Annotated in this window: 15 protein-coding genes and 2 pseudogenes; 2 read left to right on the forward strand and 15 right to left on the reverse strand. The window is 67.9% G+C overall.

The features are described 5' to 3' along the window. Positions 1–250: 250 nt before the first annotated feature. From B4E96_RS07390 to mmsB, 5 genes are all read right to left on the reverse strand, one after another. On the reverse strand, positions 251–454 hold the full coding sequence (locus tag B4E96_RS07390; RefSeq protein WP_191726470.1) for a cold-shock protein: 204 nt from the start codon (positions 452–454) through the stop codon (positions 251–253). A 250-nt stretch (positions 455–704) separates the two neighbouring features. After that, the gene (locus B4E96_RS07395; RefSeq protein WP_102161960.1) at positions 705–1313 is read right to left on the reverse strand and encodes a LytR C-terminal domain-containing protein; all 609 of its coding nucleotides are present in this window, start codon (positions 1311–1313) and stop codon (positions 705–707) included. A gap of 3 nt (positions 1314–1316) precedes the next feature. Further along, positions 1317–1571: a DUF3263 domain-containing protein gene (locus B4E96_RS07400; protein WP_102161961.1), complete on the reverse strand. Its 255-nt coding sequence runs from the start codon at positions 1569–1571 to the stop codon at positions 1317–1319. A gap of 175 nt (positions 1572–1746) precedes the next feature. Then, positions 1747–3213: an aldehyde dehydrogenase family protein gene (locus B4E96_RS07405; protein ID WP_286956998.1), complete on the reverse strand. Its 1467-nt coding sequence runs from the start codon at positions 3211–3213 to the stop codon at positions 1747–1749. An 84-nt stretch (positions 3214–3297) separates the two neighbouring features. Then, positions 3298–4194 (reverse strand): 3-hydroxyisobutyrate dehydrogenase, encoded by an 897-nt coding sequence (gene mmsB / locus B4E96_RS07410; RefSeq protein WP_286956999.1) that lies wholly within the window; start codon positions 4192–4194, stop codon positions 3298–3300. Positions 4195–4305: 111 nt separating this feature from the next. Here mmsB and B4E96_RS07415 point away from each other — a divergent pair, with 111 nt between their 5' ends. Next, complete coding sequence (locus B4E96_RS07415; RefSeq protein WP_286957000.1) at positions 4306–4974, forward strand: uracil-DNA glycosylase; 669 nt, start codon at positions 4306–4308, stop codon at positions 4972–4974. Between the two features lie 23 nt (positions 4975–4997). Here B4E96_RS07415 and B4E96_RS07420 read toward each other — a convergent pair whose 3' ends face one another. Together B4E96_RS07420 and B4E96_RS07425 are read right to left on the reverse strand one after the other, a co-directional pair. After that, the gene (locus B4E96_RS07420; RefSeq protein WP_286957002.1) at positions 4998–7064 is read right to left on the reverse strand and encodes a threonine/serine ThrE exporter family protein; all 2067 of its coding nucleotides are present in this window, start codon (positions 7062–7064) and stop codon (positions 4998–5000) included. 93 nt (positions 7065–7157) lie between these two features. Continuing rightward, the gene (locus B4E96_RS07425) at positions 7158–8432 is read right to left on the reverse strand and encodes an amidohydrolase (protein WP_286957004.1); all 1275 of its coding nucleotides are present in this window, start codon (positions 8430–8432) and stop codon (positions 7158–7160) included. Between the two features lie 325 nt (positions 8433–8757). Here B4E96_RS07425 and B4E96_RS07430 point away from each other — a divergent pair, with 325 nt between their 5' ends. Beyond that, on the forward strand, positions 8758–9798 hold the full coding sequence (locus B4E96_RS07430) for a ketopantoate reductase family protein (protein ID WP_286957005.1): 1041 nt from the start codon (positions 8758–8760) through the stop codon (positions 9796–9798). A 47-nt stretch (positions 9799–9845) separates the two neighbouring features. Here B4E96_RS07430 and B4E96_RS07435 read toward each other — a convergent pair whose 3' ends face one another. The 8 genes and pseudogenes from B4E96_RS07435 to B4E96_RS07465 all read right to left on the reverse strand — a co-directional run bounded on the left by B4E96_RS07435 (position 9846) and on the right by B4E96_RS07465 (position 17837). After that, positions 9846–11351 carry an NCS2 family permease gene (locus B4E96_RS07435; protein WP_257995101.1) on the reverse strand — a complete coding sequence of 502 codons (1506 nt, stop codon included), beginning with the start codon at positions 11349–11351 and terminating at the stop codon, positions 9846–9848. Between the two features lie 282 nt (positions 11352–11633). Beyond that, complete coding sequence (locus B4E96_RS07440; RefSeq protein ID WP_165883626.1) at positions 11634–11975, reverse strand: helix-turn-helix domain-containing protein; 342 nt, start codon at positions 11973–11975, stop codon at positions 11634–11636. Then, positions 11941–12183, reverse strand: a pseudogene (locus tag B4E96_RS13375) (type II toxin-antitoxin system RelE/ParE family toxin); the annotation flags it as partial. The pseudogene B4E96_RS13375 and the gene B4E96_RS07440, both read right to left, overlap by 35 nt. Positions 12184–12552: 369 nt before the next feature. Further along, positions 12553–13680, reverse strand: a complete 1128-nt coding sequence (locus B4E96_RS07445; RefSeq protein ID WP_102161970.1) for an SPFH domain-containing protein — start codon at positions 13678–13680, stop codon at positions 12553–12555. Between the two features lie 133 nt (positions 13681–13813). Next, positions 13814–14218 (reverse strand): annotated as a pseudogene (locus B4E96_RS07450) (alcohol dehydrogenase catalytic domain-containing protein); the annotation flags it as partial. A 186-nt stretch (positions 14219–14404) separates the two neighbouring features. After that, positions 14405–15166: a 3-oxoacyl-ACP reductase FabG gene (gene fabG / locus B4E96_RS07455; RefSeq protein ID WP_259844569.1), complete on the reverse strand. Its 762-nt coding sequence runs from the start codon at positions 15164–15166 to the stop codon at positions 14405–14407. A 48-nt stretch (positions 15167–15214) separates the two neighbouring features. Further along, the gene (locus B4E96_RS07460; RefSeq protein ID WP_286957006.1) at positions 15215–17059 is read right to left on the reverse strand and encodes an acyl-CoA synthetase; all 1845 of its coding nucleotides are present in this window, start codon (positions 17057–17059) and stop codon (positions 15215–15217) included. Beyond that, the gene (locus tag B4E96_RS07465) at positions 17052–17837 is read right to left on the reverse strand and encodes an IclR family transcriptional regulator (RefSeq protein ID WP_286957007.1); all 786 of its coding nucleotides are present in this window, start codon (positions 17835–17837) and stop codon (positions 17052–17054) included. The genes B4E96_RS07460 and B4E96_RS07465 overlap by 8 nt, the downstream gene beginning before the upstream one ends. Positions 17838–17928 lie beyond the last annotated feature (91 nt).

The following is a 17928-nucleotide window of genomic DNA, read 5'->3' on the forward strand; positions in this document are numbered from 1 at the left end:
GAGTGGCATGTCTTCCCGGTCCCAAGCGCCCGCGACGGCAGAGCCGGTTCTGCTGATTCCCTTCCACAGCAGCCTGTCTCACTTCTCGGGGCCGAGATTTACCAGTACTAGATTTAGCACTCTCGACCCGAGAGTGCAAAACTGCACCCACACCTCGGGAGCGGTGCGGGTGCAGGCAGGGGCGACATGCGAAGAGCCGGGGGCAACCCGGCTCTTCTGGTGATCGGCGGGCAGCGCCGGTCGGGAGTGCTCAGAGCACCGTGACCGATTCTGCCTGCGGGCCCTTGCCGCCTTCACCGACCGTGAACTGGACCTGCTGGCCTTCTTCAAGCGAGCGGTATCCGTCCATCTCGATCGCGGTCCAATGGACGAAGACGTCCTGGTCTCCGCCTTCTACGGTGATGAAGCCGTAGCCCTTTTCAGCGTTGAACCACTTGACCGTGCCTTGCGTCATTTCTACTCCATATCATGCGTACTGCAGCGGGGCACCTATCCGAGGAACTCCGTTGTTCGTGCCGGTCACGCCGCTGCCCTGGTGAGGCAGCACCGCGATCGACGCGGGTCACTGTATGCCCGGAAGACTGTCGGTTACGGCAAGTTTCCTTGTATCTCATACATTGCCGCCAGCCTATGCCACGGCTGGCGCTCCCTGCAAACACAGGCGCGGAATGGCGCGTTTCCGAGCGGATGCGGAACCGCGGTGCTCAGTTGCCGGTGCCCTCGGTGGCACCGTCGGTCGAGTCGCCGTCGCCGCCGAGGCTGTCGAGGTCCTTCTCGGCGATGTCGGAGGTGATGAGCAGGGTGACCTGGCCGGGGAACTCCGCAGACTTCTCGACGGTCTCGACACCGAGTTCGGCGGCCAGTGCGCCGGCCTGCATCTCGTACTCGTCATCGGAGTAGTACACGACGGAGGACGACTCGTTGGTCGAGTGGTTGCCGACGTCGGTGACGTTCCAGCCGTTGGATTCGAGGTGCTCGCGGAACTTCGCGGCAGCACCGGTGACGCCGGAGCCGTTGAGGACGTGGACCTCGGCGGTCTTGTCGACGACGTCGACGGCCGGATCGGTGGTCTCCTCTTCGGTCGGCTCGGCCCCTTCGGTGGCTGCCGGGGTCTCGGCGACGTTCTCCTCGGGGTTCGAGGCGGACTGGCGGATGATGTTGAAAGCACCGAATACGACGAGCAGTGCGGCGATGGCGAGCACGGCGATGAGCGCGATCGCCCCGCCCTGCGAGATCGGCCCGCCTCGGCGGTGGGCGCCCTTGCGTCCGGTGGGCTGCAGGTCGTCGAATTCGTCGCGTGGGTACTTGGCCATCGGCTACCTCGCCATGCGCGTGCGGGCGCGGTGCTGGTGACGGCTCTCGCGGATGCGGCGCAGCCGTTTGATGAGGATGGGGTCGGCGGCATAGGCCGCGGGGCTGTCGAGCAGGGTGTTGAGCAGCTGGAAGTAGGCCGGGGCCGACATGTCGAACTCCTGGCGGATCGCGCCGTCCTTGGCACCTCCGTAGGTATGCCACTGGCGCTCGAAGCGCAGTACGCGGGATTCGAGTTCGGTGAGCTCCTGCTCGCTCATGCCACCTGCCTTCTGTCGGATAGCCACAGTCTAGCGAAGAATGACACGCATGTGCTTCAGGCGGGCGTGCCGGTCATGCAGAAGCCGCCGGTGCGGTGCTGGACTGCAGCACCGCACCGGCGCCTCGCATCTGGGCAGACCCGCGAACGGGTCAGCCGCGGGTCTGCTGGGCGGGTCAGCCGATCTTGACGTTGACCTGCTTGATCTGGGTGAAGCCTTCGAGCATGCCCTCCAGGGAGAGCTCACGGCCGATGCCGGAGGTCTTGAAGCCGCCGTAGGCCTGGCCGACGACCTGCGGGCCGCCCTGGTTGACCTGCACCCAGCCGGACTGGATCCGGTCGGCCACCCGCAGTCCGCGGCCGAGGTCGCCGGTGAAGACGTAGGCGGCCAGGCCGTAGTCGGAGTCGTTGGCCATCTCGACGACCTCGTCTTCGGTGGAGAACCGGATGACAGACAGGACGGGTCCGAAGATCTCCTCCTGGGAGGTCTTCCAGTCGTTCTTCGCCTGCGCGAAGATCACCGGGGCGTGGTAGAAGCCCGGTTCGCCGACCTCGAGGCTGTCATGGCCGTCGTAGGCGACCTCGACGCCGTCTTCGGCCTTGCCGTGGTCGATGTACTCCTGGACGAGGTCGTACTGCTTCTGGTTGATGACGCAGCCGATGTCGGAGGCCTCATCGCGCGGGTCGCCGACCGTGAGTCCCTTGACCTTCTCGACGAGCTTGCTGAGGAAGTCATCGTAGATGTCGGCGTGCAGGAACAGGCGCGAACCCATCGTGCACGACTGGCCCTGGCGAGCGAAACGGGTGGCGAGCAGCACCTGATCGAGTGCGGCTTCGAGGTCCGCATCCGGGAAGATGATGTTCGGGCTCTTGCCGCCGAGCTCCATCGAGGAGTGCGCCAGGCGGCTGGCAGCCGCCTCGGCGACGTGGCGGCCAACCGAGGTCGAGCCGGTGAAGGAGACCTTGTCGACATCCGGGTGCTGGACGAGGGCCTCGCCGATGACCGAGCCCTTGCCGGTGACGACGTTGAGGACGCCGTCGGGCAGGAACTCCGAGCAGATCTCGGCCATCTTCAGGATCGTCAGCGGTGCGTCCTCAGCGCACTTGAGCACGATCGTGTTGCCGGCGGCCAGTGCGGCCGGGGTCTTGAAGCCGGCGATCATGAGCGGCGAGTTCCACGGCAGGATGCCGGCGACGACGCCGAGCGGCACGCGCTTCGTGTAGTTGAGCTGCTGCTCACCGGCGGGAAGCGTATTGCCCTTGACCTCGCCGGCGACACCGCCGAAGTAGCGGAAGATCTCCGAGAGCATCGTCGCCTCGGGACGGGCCTGAGTGCGCTTGGCGTTGCCGGTGTCGAGCGCGGTGAGCTCGGCGAGCTCGTCGATGTTGGCCTCCAGGGCATCAGCGCACTTCGTCAGCATCTTCTGACGCTCCTTGAAGTGCAGGCCCGACCAGGCCGGGAAGGCTGCGCGGGCGGCCTTGACGGCGCGGTCGGCGTCCTCGGCCTTGCCGTTGGGCACGTGGGCGATGACGACGTTGCGGTCGATGGGGGTGATGACATCGGCGCGCGACCCGTCGAGGGCGTCGACCCATTCGCCGCCGATGAGCATGTGCCAGTCAGTGGGCTGCGGGAAATCTGACATCGTGTGGTCCTTTCACAACAGGGGCCCTCAGTGTGAGGGGAGACAGGGGTTCAAAGCGGTGTGCCCGCTGCGGCTGCAGCCAGCTCAGGCGCCGAAGGAGCCGTCGACCAGTTTCTTGACAATCGAGCAGTCCTTGCCGCCGGATCCGGCATCCGAGACCTGCTGGAGCATGCCCTTGACGATCGTGCCGAGTGTCAGGTCGGTGTCGGTGTCCTCACCAGCGGCGAGCGCCAGGTTGATGTCCTTGAGCGCCAGGTCGGCGGTGAAGGTCGGCGCGAAGTCCTCATTGGCCGGTGAGGTTTCGACGACGCCGGGGTACGGGTACCAGGTGCGCAGCGGCCACGAGTCACCGGAGGAGACCTTCGCGATCGAGTAGAACACCGAGTGGTCGAGTCCGAGGCGGTCGGCGAGCACCGCGGCCTCGGAGGTGGAGACCATGTTGATGAAGAGCATGAGGTTGTTGCAGATCTTCGCCGCCTGCCCGGTCGTCGGAGCACCGGTGGCGATGACGTTGCCGGCCATCGGCTCGATGAACGGGCGCGCCTTCTCGACTGCCGCCTCTTCGCCGCCGACCATGAACGCCAGGGTGCCCTTCTCGGCACCGGCGATGCCGCCGGAGACCGGCGCGTCGACGAACTCGAAGCCGGCTTCCTTGGCCTGGTCGTGCAGCTGCTGGCAGCTGGCGACGTCGATCGTCGAGGAGTCGATGAGCAGGGTGCCGGGTGCGGCCTTGGCGAAGATGCCCTCGTCGCCGCCGTAGGCTGCCAGCGAGTGCTCGCCCTTGGGCAGCATCGTGAACACGACCTCGGCGCCGTCGAGCGCCTCGGCGGCCGAGGCACACGTGGTGACCCCCGCCTCGGCGGCGGCGTTCATGGCAGGTTCGGAGAGGTCGAAGCCGCGCACAGTGTGCCCGGCCTTCATAAGGTTCTTCGTCATCGGCAGGCCCATGTGGCCCAGGCCGATCCATGCGATCGTCGACATAGGAGTCCTTTCGGATCGATGCGGGTGTACGCGCTGTGTTGAGCATAGCGCCCGCCTGTGTTGCCGGTCACGCCGGGGGTTGTGGAGGTCACCGTTGGCTACGATGGCGGTATGAGTCTTGAGAAGATCATGGCCCCGGACTGGGCTGAGGCGATGGCCCCGGTGGCCGGGCAGATCACCGCGATGGGCGACTTCCTGCGCGCCGAACTTGCCGCCGGCCGCCAGTACCTGCCGGCCGGTGACGATGTGTTCCGCGCCTTCCGCGAACCGCTGTCCGGGGTGCGGGTGCTCATCGTCGGTCAGGATCCGTATCCCACGCCCGGGCATCCGATCGGGCTGTCCTTCGCTGTCGCTCCGGATGTGCGGCCGCTGCCGCGTTCGCTGACGAGCATCTTCAAAGAGCTTCAGGCCGATCTCGGTGCCCCGGCCCCGAGCAGCGGGGACTTACGCCCCTGGCAGGAGCAGGGGGTCATGCTGCTCAACCGGGTGCTGACGGTCGCTCCCGGTTCCCCGGCCTCGCACCGCAACAAGGGCTGGGAGGCGGTCACCGATCGGGCGATCGAGGTGCTCACCGCCCGCGGCGGGCCGCTCGTGGCGATCCTGTGGGGCAGGGATGCGCAATCCCTGGCACCGCGGCTGGGCGATGTGCCGATCGTCGCGTCCCCGCACCCGTCGCCGCTGAGCGCTTCGCGCGGGTTCTTCGGCTCGAGGCCGTTCAGCCGGGCGAATGCGCTGCTGGCTGAGCGCGGCGGCGAGCCGATCGACTGGCAGCTGCCCTAAGCAGCCGGGAGGCGCCGGCTGCTTCAGCTGGAGACCTGCCCCGTGCCCGAGGTCGACGTCGGGTGGGCGCCGGCGGTCGCGTCGGCGACGGCATCGGACTTCTCGCGGCGGTCCTTGACCCGCTGGTAGATCGGGCGGGCGAGGAAGTCGCCGAACACCGCGCCCACGGCGATCGAGGCATTGGCCGTCACGGCGGTGAACAGCGAGGACAGGCCCATCGACAGCGGGATCGCATCCTGCGGCTGGACGATCTGGTAGGCGGCGGAGAAGATCGACAGGCCCTGCAGCAGCGGGAAGATGCCCGGCAGCAGCAGCACGATCGGCGGGGCGCCGCGGCGCAGCGCCACCGGCCGGACGATGAGCCCGACGACCGTGGCGGCGATGAAGCAGGTGACGACATTGCCCAGGCCCAGCAGCGTGCAGCCGACGTAGATGACGAAGCCGACGCCGCCGATGAGCCCGGCGATGACGATCTGGCGTTTGGCCGCCTGCATGCCGATCGCACCGCACATGCCGACGAGGATCGCGGCGATGAGCGAGATGATCGTTGTGAGCGCCTCGACCCCGCCGGAGGTGACGATCACCTCGATCGGTGAGAGCCCGATCGCCCGGCCGATCATGATGCCCAGGGCGATGCCGGAGACGATGCCGGCCAGGGTCGTGCCGACGGCCACGGCCTTCGCCGAGGCGGTGAGCGGGAAGTTCGTCAGCGAGTCCCGCACCGCGGCGATGAGACCGGCAGTCGGCAGCAGCAGCACGATGCCCGCGGCGACGAGATATTGGGGCGCGGCGATGACCCCGAATGTCCAGGCCGCCATTGCCAGCACGGTCGCAAACGTCGATTGGCCCATCGCGGTGAAGAACGGGGGCACGTCGAAGCGGGCGAGCAGCGCACCGAAGCGGTCGATGATGATCGCCATGCCGAAGCCGATGACCGCTGAGACTGCCGAGCCGCCGAGCAGCAGCACGAAGCAGGTCACGAGCATGCCCCAGGCCAGGGCGACGAACCAGCCGGCAAACGGCCGGCGCTGCTGGCGGATCGCGTCGATCCGCTCGCTGGCTTCGAGGTATTCGACCTTGCCGTCGACGATGTCGGTCACGAGCTTGTGGACGGAGGCGAGCTTCGAGTAGTGGATCGACTCCTCGCGGCTGACGCGCATGACGTTGAGCAGCCGGCCCTCAGGGTCGGAGTAGTGCACATTGAGCGAGTTCGAGGTCAGGTCGACTTCGACGGTCGGCAGGCCGAGCGCGGTGCAGGTGGCGATGACGGAGACCTCGACGTCGGCAGTCGGGGCGCCGGCGCGCAGCATGATCCAGCCGATGTCGACGGCCAGCTCCATGATCTTGCGGGCTTCCTCCTCGCCCTTCGCCTGGCTCTGCACCGGCGCCTGATACGGGGTGCCCTTGAGGGTGGCGACGATCGGGATCGGGTCGGTCGCCGGCATCGAATCGCCGGTGATCTGCCCGACGGCCTTGCGGGCGAGCCGTTCGGCCATCCGCTTCGACGAGGAGCCGGCGGCGTTGGTCTTCTCGACGATGCTGCGGGAGCTGCCGTTGCGGCGGAACCGCTGGGTGGAGGACGACCGACCCGTGCCGTAGCTGCCGTCGGCGCCGCGGGCGACCGGCGGGGTGAGCGCCTCGGACGGGTCGACCGGGTCCTGCTCCAGGCGTGAGGTCGCCGGAGTCGTGGCCGTTCCCGAGGCGGTGGCCGGGCTGGCAGCAGATGCCGAGCCGGCACGCCTGCCGTTCCTGCCGCGCGGAGCGCGGGTCTTGAGCTGTTTGTGCCCGCGCCGCCGGGCGGTCTGGGCCTTCTCCGTGGCCTCGGCGACGGTCTCTTGCGGGATCCCGCCGGTGGTGCGCAGTGCGGCGCCGGCGGTCGATCCGGTGTACTCGTTGGTGTTCAGCGGCTGGTTGGCGTCCGCACCGAGATCGCTCGTTCCGGTCTGCCGTTCGGCTCCGGCTCGCCGCGCAGCTTCGCTCTCGTGTGAGTCGTGGCGTGCGCCATCGCCTGCCGCGGCACGTGATCCGTTGCTGCGGCTGCGCGGGCGCAGCAGGCGCCGGCGCGGTGGGCGATCGCTGTCTTCTGCCACTGGTCCTTCTTGTCCGTCACACTGTGTCTGATCTCGGTTCTACCTGATGGATCTGATGCTCACGTGAACTGCCGCTGGACGAACGGTCGGTGCTCACGGCTCGTGGATCCGGGTGGGGCCGAACGGGTCGGCCACGAATGCCTCACCGCTGGCGAAATCGTGCGTGTACACGTGCCGGCCGGACACGTAGACGCTGGTGACACGCGCATCGAAGTCGAGCGGATGGGCGCTCCACTGCACGATATCAGCGTCGCGGCCCACCGCTAAGGATCCGACACGGTCATCGAGACCGAGGATCGCCGCCGGGTGGATCGTCATCGCCTGCAGCGCGATCGCGGGGTCGAGTCCCTCGCGCACGGCGAACCGGGCCTGGTCGACGAAGAAGAAGATCGGCACCACCGGGTGGTCGGTCGTGAGCGCGAACCGCACCCCGGCCTTGGCATACGCTGCCGGGGTCGCCAGTGTGCGGTGGCGCAGCTCGACCTTCGACCGGGAGGTCATGAGCGGGCCGACGATGACGTCGAGGCCCTTCTCTGCGATGTAGTCGGCGATGAGGTGGCCTTCGGTGCCGTGGTTGATGATGAGCCGGTAGCCGAACTCCTCGGCCAGCCGGATCGCGGTGGCGATGTCGTCGGCGCGGTGGCAGTGCTGATCCCACACGAGGTCACCGGTCAGCACATCGGCCAGCGTCTCCAGGCCCAGGTCCCGATCGAAGGGGACCCCCACCTCGGCGGCGGCCGCCCGGTTGGCGATGTAGTTCCGCGCCTTGACGAAGGCCTCGCGCTGGACCTTCGCGACCCCGAGGCGGGTGGCCGGGGTCTGCTTGCGCTCGCCGTAGATGCGCTTGGGATTCTCGCCCATCGCCGACTTGACCGAGATGTCCTGGCTGATGAGCATCTCGTCGACGACCCGCCCCCAGGTCTTGAGAGCGGCGGTCCGCCCGCCGATCGGGTTGCCGGAGCCGGGCTTGACGACGGCGGTGGTGACGCCGCCGCGCAGCGCGTCCTTGAAGCCGACGTCAGCGGGGTTGATCGCGTCGAGGGCGCGCAGGGCCGAACCGTCGGGGTCGGTCATCTCGTTGACGTCGTTGTTCTCGCCGCCCTCACCGTCCTCGTGGACGCCCATGTGGGCGTGGCTTTCGACGAAGCCGGGGGCGATGACCGTGCCGGAGGCGTCGATGACCTCGGCACCGGCGGGCACCTCGACCTCGGCGTCGGGGCCGATGGCGGTGATGGTGCCCTCGTCGAGGACGATCGTGCCGGAGGCGATCTCAGGTGCCGGGTTGCCCTCAGCGTCGGCGATCGGCAGCAGCCGGGCTCCGGTCAGGGCGACGGTGCGGCGCGGCGGAACGGCGACGGGCTGATACATGGGGCTCCTTCACGGCTGTGCGGGCGGTGCGGCGGTGGTGCTGCTCGGCCCAAACGGTGCTGGGCCGGCAGGCCACCCCTCCACCCTAACGGGAACGGCTGGAGCGCACCGGTGACCTAGGCACCGGCGGTCGAGGCGAAAGTTTGTAGAGCTATTCATATTTTCAGAGCCTCCACATATGAACAGCTCCACAAACTTTTCCCTTGAAGCATCCGCCGGCGAAAGTGAGAAAAGTTATTCATGGAATCCAGACGTGAGACCGTGAATAACTTTGCAAACTTCTCCCACGCCTGCCCGCTGCCGCCGGTATTGGTAGCGTGGAAGCATGAACAGGTACGTCATCATCGGGGCCGGCGCGATCGGCGGCACCCTGGCAGCGGCCGGCAGCGACGCCGGCCTGTCCATCACCGTCATCGCCCGCGGCGAGCACGCCGACGCCATCGCCGCCGGCGGCCTTGCGATGCGCACTCCGTCGGGCACCATCACCGCCCGCCCCGAGCTCGCCCGCTCCCCTGAAGAGGTCGAGCTGCGCACCGGTGACGTACTCGTGCTGGCGACGAAGACGAACCAGGCGCTCACCGCCCTGCCGCAGTGGGCCGATCGCCCGGTGACCGGCGCCTCGGGCACGGTCATCGGCACCGCCGGTGAGCTGCTGCCGATCGTCCTGCTGCTCAACGGCACCGAGGCCGCCCGGCAGGCACCCCGGCACTTCCGCACGGTGGTCGCGGCGACCGTGTGGATGCCGGCACTGTTCCTCTCCCCCGGCGAGGTCATCACGCGCATGCAGCCGGATCACGGCGCCTATTTCGCCGGTCCCGTCACGGCCGATCCCGAGGCGGTGGCCACCGCCCGGAAGTTCGTGACCGATGCGCGCACGGCCGGGTTCGCCGCCGAGGCGCTCGGCAGTGCCGATGAGCTGTGGCCGCATATCTGGGGCAAGCTTCTGACGAATCTGGCCAATGGGCTCGACTCGATCCTCGGGCCCGGGATCGAATACGGCGAGCTCAACGATGCGCTCAAGGCCGAGGCGAAGGCCGTCTACGCCGCAGCCGGGATCGACCACGTCGGCTCGAGTCCGAAGGCCTTCGACATCGAGGACCGGATCCAGATCGGCGAAGTCGACGGTGTCGAGGAGTTCGCCTCGTCGTCCTGGCAGTCGCTGGCCCGCGGCACCGGTTCGATCGAGACGGACTACCTGGGCGGGGAGATCGTGCGCATCGGCAACACACTCGGGGTGCCGGTGGGCAAGAACGCCTTCGTCATGCGGTGGTGCCGAGCGCTGGCGGCCGGCGACGACCTCGCCGGCCAGATCCCGGCCGACCCGCAGGAGCGGCTGGCAGCGCTCAGGCGCGTGATCCTCGACTGACCGGCCGGCGCAACTCGCGCCGCCACCGCGACTGCCGCCGGCCGACCTCAGCTGCCGAGGGCGTTCTGGATCGGCCCGGAGACGAAGTAGACGACGAACAGCGCCGCGGTGACGAACATGAGCGGGTGGACTTCGCGGGCCTTGCCGCGCAGCACCTTGATGACGACGTAGCTGATGAAGCCGGCGCCGATGCCGTTGGTGATCGAGTACGAGAACGGCATGAGGACGACGGTCATGAATGCCGGGATCGCGATCTCGACGTCGGCCCAGTCGATGCGCAGCACCTGCTGCATCATGAGGAAGCCGACGAGCACGAGCGTCGGGGCGGCCGCCTCGGTCGGGATGACGGCGGCCAGCGGCGCGGCGACGATGGTGAGCAGGAACATGAGGCCTGCCATGACGTTGGCCAGGCCGGTGCGCGCGCCCTCGCCGACGCCGACGGTCGACTCGATGAACCCGGAGTTCGACGACATCGAGCCCAGTCCGCCGCCGATCGCACCGAAGGCGTCAGCGACCATGACCCGCTTGGAGTTGGGGATCTCGCCGTCGGCGTCGACGATGTCGCCTTCCTTCGAGATCGCAACCATGGTGCCGAGCAGATCGAAGAAGTTCGCCAGCAGGAGTGTGAACACCGCCAGTGAGGCGGCGACGATGCCGATGTGCTGCCAGGAGCCGAGCAGGTTGAAGCTGCCGAGCAGCGACAGGTCGGGCAGACTCAGCCATTCCTGGTTGAGCGTCGGGACGGTCAGACCCCAGCCGTAGGGGTTGGCGATCTCGCCGTCGGCGCCGGTCTTCGGGCCGATGCCGACGATCGCCTCGACGATGAGGGCGAGCGCAGTCGCCCCGAGGATCGAGTAGAGGATCGCCCCGCGCACGCGGGCTGACCACATGACGAACAGGCCCAGCAGCGCGATGAGGAAGATGAGGACCGGCCACCCGAAGAGGAATCCGCCGGTGCCCAGCTCGAGAGCCGCGCCCTCGCCCTTGGAGAGGAAGCCTGCGTTCATCATGCCGATGAGCGCGATGAACAGGCCGATGCCCACGCTGATGGCGGTCTTGAGCTGGCCGGGTACGGCGTTGAAGATCGCCGCGCGGAAGCCGGTGAGCACAAGGATGAGGAGGATGACGCCTTCGATGACGACCAGGCCCATCGCATCAGCCCAGGTCATGCCCGGCAGCACGACGATGCCGTAGGTGAGGAAGGCTGACAGCCCCAGCGAGGAGGACACGGCCATCGGGAAGTTGCCGACGACGCCCATGAGGATCGTGAGAATACCCGAGACGAGCGAGGTCGCCGCGGCCACGGCCGGCAGGTTCGGCTCGGTGCCGCCGCCGAGGAAGTGGCCGGTGGAGTCCATCGAGGCGCCGATGATGAGCGGGTTGAGCACGACGATGTAGCTCATCGCGAAGAAGGTCGCGAAGCCGCCGCGGATCTCGCGGCCGATCGTCGAGCCGCGCTCGGTGATGTGGAAGAAGCGGTCGAGGGTGCCGCCGGTTCCGAAGAATCCGCCTGCCGCGCCCGAGGCGGTGGTGTCCTGGTGCTGTGTGCTCACGGGGGTGCCGCGTGCCTTTCGTCTCAGATGGTGGGGTGTGTCCGACTGCCACGAGGGCGCACCTCGGCGCGGACGATGTCCAAGTATACGCCTCGGTAGGACGAAACGGCACAAGCGGGCGACTCTGCCGTGCACAGCGGCGCAGATCTGACCCACAAGCCTGACGTCACGGCGTTCAGAGGGTGAGGCTCAGCTCGGCACCGGGTGACACCGTCGTTGGTCCGGCGCAACGACGCTCGAGTCCGAATAGTCACCACGTTCTGGGGACACCCCAACTCTCAGTTACGCCACCTGAACTCGCTGATCGCCGATGACGTATTCGACTGCCAGACTCCCGCCTACCGCTTCGAGGTAGCGGCGGACCGTTCCGACCTTCGCGCTGTCCAAATCACCGGATTCGATCTTTGACACCTGCCGCTGACCAACGCCGATGCGCTCGGCAAGCTGAGCCTGTGTCAGTCCGGCCTGCTCACGAAGCTCACGCAACCGGTAGGCACGGACTTCGGCGAGCATGCGGGCTTTGTGCGCCTCGACCGCCGCCCGATCCACGGGATGCTTCGCCTTCAGCTCTTCATAACTCAATGCCACTTCAATCACTCCCCCGCAATCGTCGTACGTGCTCATCGAATAGATCGTCGGCCACCGGGATATTCACCTTGTACCAGCGAGCCCAGTTCCTGGCTTTGTCACCAGCAACGAGCATGATCACCCGCCTCTCCGGATCAAAGGCGAAAAGCACCCGCAACTCCGAACGGCCCGACGAACCGGGCCTCAGCTCCTTCATATTCCGATGCCGCGATGCAGTCACTGTGTCAACGAGCGGCCGGCCGAGCTGCGGACCGGCTGCTTACAGCACTTCGATTGCTGCGAACAGCTGAGCACGTGAATCTTCGTCCAACGAAGCTACCCATGGCTCAATCAACTCAGCGTCGATGCTCCACACCTCAATTTCAGACCATGGAAGCTCTACTCACAATAGCGCGAACGAAATCGATTACGCGCACACGCCAAGAGTCCCGAGCTTCACTCGGTCTCGCGCACCGGCGGCGCTTCACCGGAGGATTACCGAGCACGTTCTGCCGGCATCCACGGCAACGCCCGCAAAAAGGCGATCATCAGCGCGACCCCTGAATCCACTCACGCCCCGCCTGGCGGCTGCCAGTCGGGGCGTGCTGTGGTGCGTGGAGCGTGAGCCTCAGCCTCACATGCCGGGCATGAAGTCCGGCGGCTCAGGGAAGTCGCGGCGCTGCTGCTGGCGAGCCTGGTCGGCTGCCCGGCGCGCCTGCTGCTGAGCGGACTGCTCGCGAGCGCGACGAGCACGGTCGGCCTCTTCGCGCTCACGGCGCTGGGCCTCAAGGCGCTCCTGGCGGGAGTCGCTGTCGGAGTCGGAGATCGCCCGCTCGGACTCATGCGAGGTCAGCAGCGCATTGCGGATCTCGGTCGTGAGGTCGCCGAGCGCACCGGGGTTGCTCGGCAGCATGAGCACATTCGAGCGGCCGTTGCGGGCGACATCCTGCATCGTGTCGAAGTACTGGGTCATGAGCAGCAGCTGCTCGGCGGTCGATTCGATGCCGGCGCGGCGCAGCATCTCGTACTGCTCGGCGATACCGGTGGCGATCGCCTTGCGCTGTCCGGCGACACCCTCACCCTGCAGGCGCTTGGACTCGGCCTCGGCTTCGGCCTGGGTGACGCGCTTGATCTTGTCGGCCTCGGCCAGTGCCTGGGCGGCCACACGGTCGCGCTGGGCGGCGTTGATCGAGTTCATCGAATCGCGCACCCGCTGATCCGGGGAGATGTCGGTGACCAGGGTGTTGACGATGCGGAAGCCGTAGCCGGCCATCTGCGCCGACAGCCGGTGCTCAACACTGGTGGCGATGTCGTCCTTGGACTCGAAGGCCGAATCCAGCGTCAGGGTCGACAGGGCTGAGCGGACGGTGTCGAAGACGTAGGAGCGGATCTGCTCTTCGGGGTTGGCCAGCCGGTAGTAAGCGTCGACGACCTTGTCCTCACTCACGAGGTACTGCACGGCCACCGGCACCATGACGAAGACGTTGTCCTTCGTCTTCGTCTCGATGTTGACCTCCAGCTGTTGGACGCGCAGCGAGATCGGCTTGGTCGTCGTCTCGATGAACGGGACCTTGGTGTTGAGGCCGGGCTTGGCGACCTTCTTGAATTTGCCGAAGCGCTCGACGATGACGTTCTCCTGCGTGTGCACGGTGAAGAAGATGCTTGAGCGCAGGCCGCCGAACAGCAGGGCTGCCACGACGATGAGGATGACGATGACAACGCCGAGGGCGACGAGGATCCCGATGATCGCGCCGATGTCCATAAGTGCTCCAGTCCTATTGGGTTGGGGGCGTGAGAGGTGTGGCTTCCAGCCTATCGCCGGTGCCCACAGGTTGAGACGACGATCGTGTAACAGTTCCCGCACATCGGTCTCGGTTCCAGCACCACCTCCCGCAGGCGTAGCGGGCGTCGACGAGCATGTATTCGCCGAAGGAGCCGTCGACGGAGTAGCCGCCGTTCTGCTGCTTCTCGCACAGCGTCTCCCAGCCGGTGCGGCAGAATTCGCAGTCGCCGCAGGCGCTCCAAAGCCAGGCGTTGCCGACGATGTCGCCGACTTTGACGGAGGTGACGTCGTCGCCGATGGCTTCGACGCGGCCCACCCCCTCGTGTCCGGGGACGAACGGTGGGCTGGGCTTGATGGGCCAGTCGCCGTGGGCGGCGTGCAGGTCGGTGTGGCACACGCCGGTGGAGATGAGCTTGACGAGGGCCTCGTGCGGGCCGGGGGTGGGGATGTCGGTGGAGTCGCTGACGTTGAGGTCTTTGCCGAATTCGGTGACGACGGCGGCTTTCATGGTGCCCATGGCTCTCTCCTGGAGGCTCGGGGCGCGGCCGCAGCGCGGCTGCAGGGGGCACTTGTCACATTACCGGTGGCGCATCCGTGGCGGAACACTCTGGACGCGGCATCCCGTCTGATGGGGTGCCGCGTCTGCAGGTGGTAGTGGTTCCGCTCCCGAGGCGGTGGTCCCGGTCCCGAGGCGGTGGCCGGGTTATGCCTCGGCGAGGGCCTCAGGGCTTTCGGGCAGGATCTGCCCGCCGTCGACGACGATGCCCTGGCCGGTGATGTAGCGGGCGCCGTCGGAGCCGAGGAAGGCGACGGTGTGGCCGATGTCGCTGGGCTCACCGAGGTAGCCCAGTGGCACGGCTGCAGCCATCTGCTTGAGGTAGGCCTCACCCATGTCCTTCAGGCCCGGGGTGAGCACATTGCCCGGCAGCACGGCGTTGATGGTGATGCCGTCGGCTGCCAGTTCGATGGCGGCGGAGCGGACGAAGCCCATCTGGGCGGCCTTCGTCGCTCCGTAGTGGGACCAGGCGGGGAAGCCGGTGTAGTTGCCGGTGATCGACGAGGTCACGACGATGCGGCCGGCCTGCGATTTCCGCAGGGCCGGCAGGGCGGCCTGCACGATGTGGACGGTGCCGAAGGTGTTGATCGCGAAGATCGATTCGAGGTCCTCATCGGTCATCTCGTCGATGCGGGCCTGCGGGTACACCCCGGCGTTCGACGACAGCAGGTCGAGTCCGCCGTGGTCGTTGACGAAGGAGGCGATGACCTCTTCGCAGTTGTCGCGGGAGCGCACGTCGAGCAGGTAGGCACTGAGCCCGTCGTTCTGGGCGGCCGTGACCTCATCGTCGGTCACACCGGTGACGCCGACCGTGGCGCCGTGTTCGATGAGGGTTTCGGCGATGCCGCGGCCGATGCCGAGCGTGCCTCCGGTGACGAGAGCTTTCCGTCCGGTGAGAAGTCCTGCCATGATCTGTCATCCGCCTTTCGGGTGGAGTGCGTGTCAGCAGTTCTCAGTCTAGCGAGATCTGCGGTCCTGCAGGCGGCAGTGGGCGAGCACATCGGCCCAGCGCAGCTGTCCCCATTCCGCACCTGCGGGCACGAGCCCGGCCAGGGCCCGGCCGAGCAGCTGCCGGTCGAGGTCGGCATCGAGGGTGTCGACGAAGACGATCGCCCGCGGCCTCGCGAGTCCGCCGAGCATCTCGCACACCGAGCTCATGAGGTCGACGGCCAGCTGGCGGGAGGCCGGTTCGCTCGTGACGACGGCGGCCCACACGCTGCGGCCGTGCTCGGGGTCGCGCACGGCGACCGCGCGGGCGGCGTCGACGAAGGGGTGGTCTTCGAGCAGCTGGCCGACGGCGGTGAGCGAGACGAGCTGGCCGGACACGGAGATCGCCGGGTCGATCCGGCCCTGAAAGGTGAAGCCGCCGTCGGGTTCGACGAGGACGAGGTCGCCGCTGGCGAACCCGAGGTCCGGGCGGCGGGTGAAGGGCGCGCAGATGGTGTCCTCGGCGCCCGCTCCCGAGGCGGTGCTCACCATGCCGGGCAGGGGTGCGGTGACGATGAGCTCGCCGGTGTGGCCGGGTTCGACCGGCCGGTCATCAGCGTCGGTGACAGAGATGACCCCGCGGCCGAGCTGGCAGCTGCCGCCGTGGACGAAGACGATGCCGCTTAAGAGGATCTGGCCCCAGCCGTCGACGACCTCGCAGCCGTTTTCGACGAAGGCGCGCTGCATCCAGCGGCGCAGCTCGGGTTCGACCGGTTCGCCTGCGGTGACGACGCGGCACAGGGCGGCGACGCTGCCGGCGGCGGTGACGTCGTCGTGCCAGGAGCGCATCGTGCGCATGACGGCCGGGGTGGTGACGAAGGTCGAGACGTCGTAGCGGTTCATGATCTCGAAGGCCCGCTGGTGGTGGGGCACGTCGAGGGTGCCTTCGTAGACGACGATGGTGTCGCCGTACAGCAGCGGGCCGAGCAGGCCGTGCCACTGCGAGACCGCCCAGGAGACGTCGCCGGCACACCAGAAGGTGCCGCCGGTGCGCACCGCACCATGGAAGGCGGCGGCGGTGGCGAAGACGGCGGCTAAGGAGTGCCAGGTCGTCAGACTCGGAGCGCCGGGGGCTGCGAGGTGGCCGGCGCACAGGTGGGCGTCGATCGGCCGTCCGGAATCGACTGCGCTGGTCGCAGTCTCAACGCGGCGGGCGGCCGGGCGAGCAGCGTGGGTGAGGTCGTCGAACCAGTGGTCGCCGTGGAACCACGGCACGTTGAGGCCGGTGCGGCGGATGACGAGGGTGTGTTCGACGCTTTCAGCTGAAGCCAGGGCGTCATCGGCGCGGACTTTGAGCGGAATGACGGTGCCGTGCCGCCAGGCGCCGTCCTGGGTGATGAGCAGGCTCGGCTGCAGCTGAGCGAGCCGGGTGGCCAGGGCCTCGGCGGGCAGGGAGATCGGCAGCATCGACCAGCGGGCGCCGATGTCGATGCAGGCCAGCACCGCGAACACCGTCTCGGGCAGCCAGCCGGTGTGGAAGGCCACCACGTCGCCGTCGGTGACGCCGCGGCCGCGCAGCGCGGTGGCGACGGCGGCAACTTCGGTGGCAAGTTCGGCGTAGGTAAAGGAGAGCCGTTCACCGGATTCGCCTTCCCAGTGCAGGGCGATCTTCGAGCCGTTGGCGCGCGCGTGGCGGGTGACGAGGTTGAAAAGCGGGTCGATCCGGCCACCGGGGAACCACTGCCCGCCATAGGGTCCGGGCTGCCAGACACTGCTGGGAGCAGCCGTCCAGTCGAGGAGGTCGATGATCGGCTGCCAGTCGGCGGTGAGCGTGTTCGGGTCGATGCCGGTGAAGGGCGCGGGTGCCTCAGCCATTGCCGATGCTCCTTCCGCAGGAGACCGCGGTGCGCTCGAGCGCCGCAGCCGCCTTGCGCACGTGGGCCTCGTCGGCTCCGGCAGGCACATCGGCGGCCAGGGCTGCCACGACTGCGCCTTCGGCGTCGCGCAGCGGCACAGCGACTTCGTCGACGTGGTCGGCGACGATGGCCGGCAGGTGGATGTGGTTCGCACTCGCCCACTGCTGACGGTGGGTTTCTGCCAGTTCCACGGTCTCAGGTGAGGCGCCGGCGAGGACCTCAGCCCACACCTCGGGTGCGGCGTGGGCGGCGAGCACCCGCCCGGCGGCGGTGTCGAGGGCCGGCAGGGCGCGCGGTGAGTGGCGGAAGGGCCCGCGGTCATCGCCGTCGACCTGGTCGATGCACATGACCTCGCGGCCGGCGAGCACGTAGATGCTGATGGTGGCGTCGAGCTGGTTGCGCAGCGCCACGACGAAGGGGGCGAGCGCGGCGAGGATCGTGTTGCGGGCCAGGTAGTGCTTCGACAGGCGGGTGAGCTGCGGGCCGAGCCCGTAGCGGGAGGTCGCCGGGTCCTGCACGGCGTAGTCGGCCTGCACGAGTGAGCGCAGCAGCCGGTGCACGGTGGGCACCGACATGCCCGAGCGGGCGGCGAGGTCGGTCAGGTGGTGCAGCGGCGGGCCCTCGGCGAGCAGGTCGAGCAGCCTGACCGCGTTGCGGATGGTGCCGAGGCCCCCACGGGCTGAGCCATTGCCGGTGGTGCTGCCATCGGCTCCGACGCCATTGCCCTCACCGGCCATATGCGGCCCCCTTCCTGAACGTAAGCCACCGGCGGTCACCGGATGCCTGACTGTCAGCTTGCCACATGCAAACGTGACATGCAGAACCGAA

It is taken from the genome of Brevibacterium sp. UBA7493, from assembly GCF_002479565.1.
Lineage (GTDB): Bacteria > Actinomycetota > Actinomycetes > Actinomycetales > Brevibacteriaceae > Brevibacterium > Brevibacterium luteolum.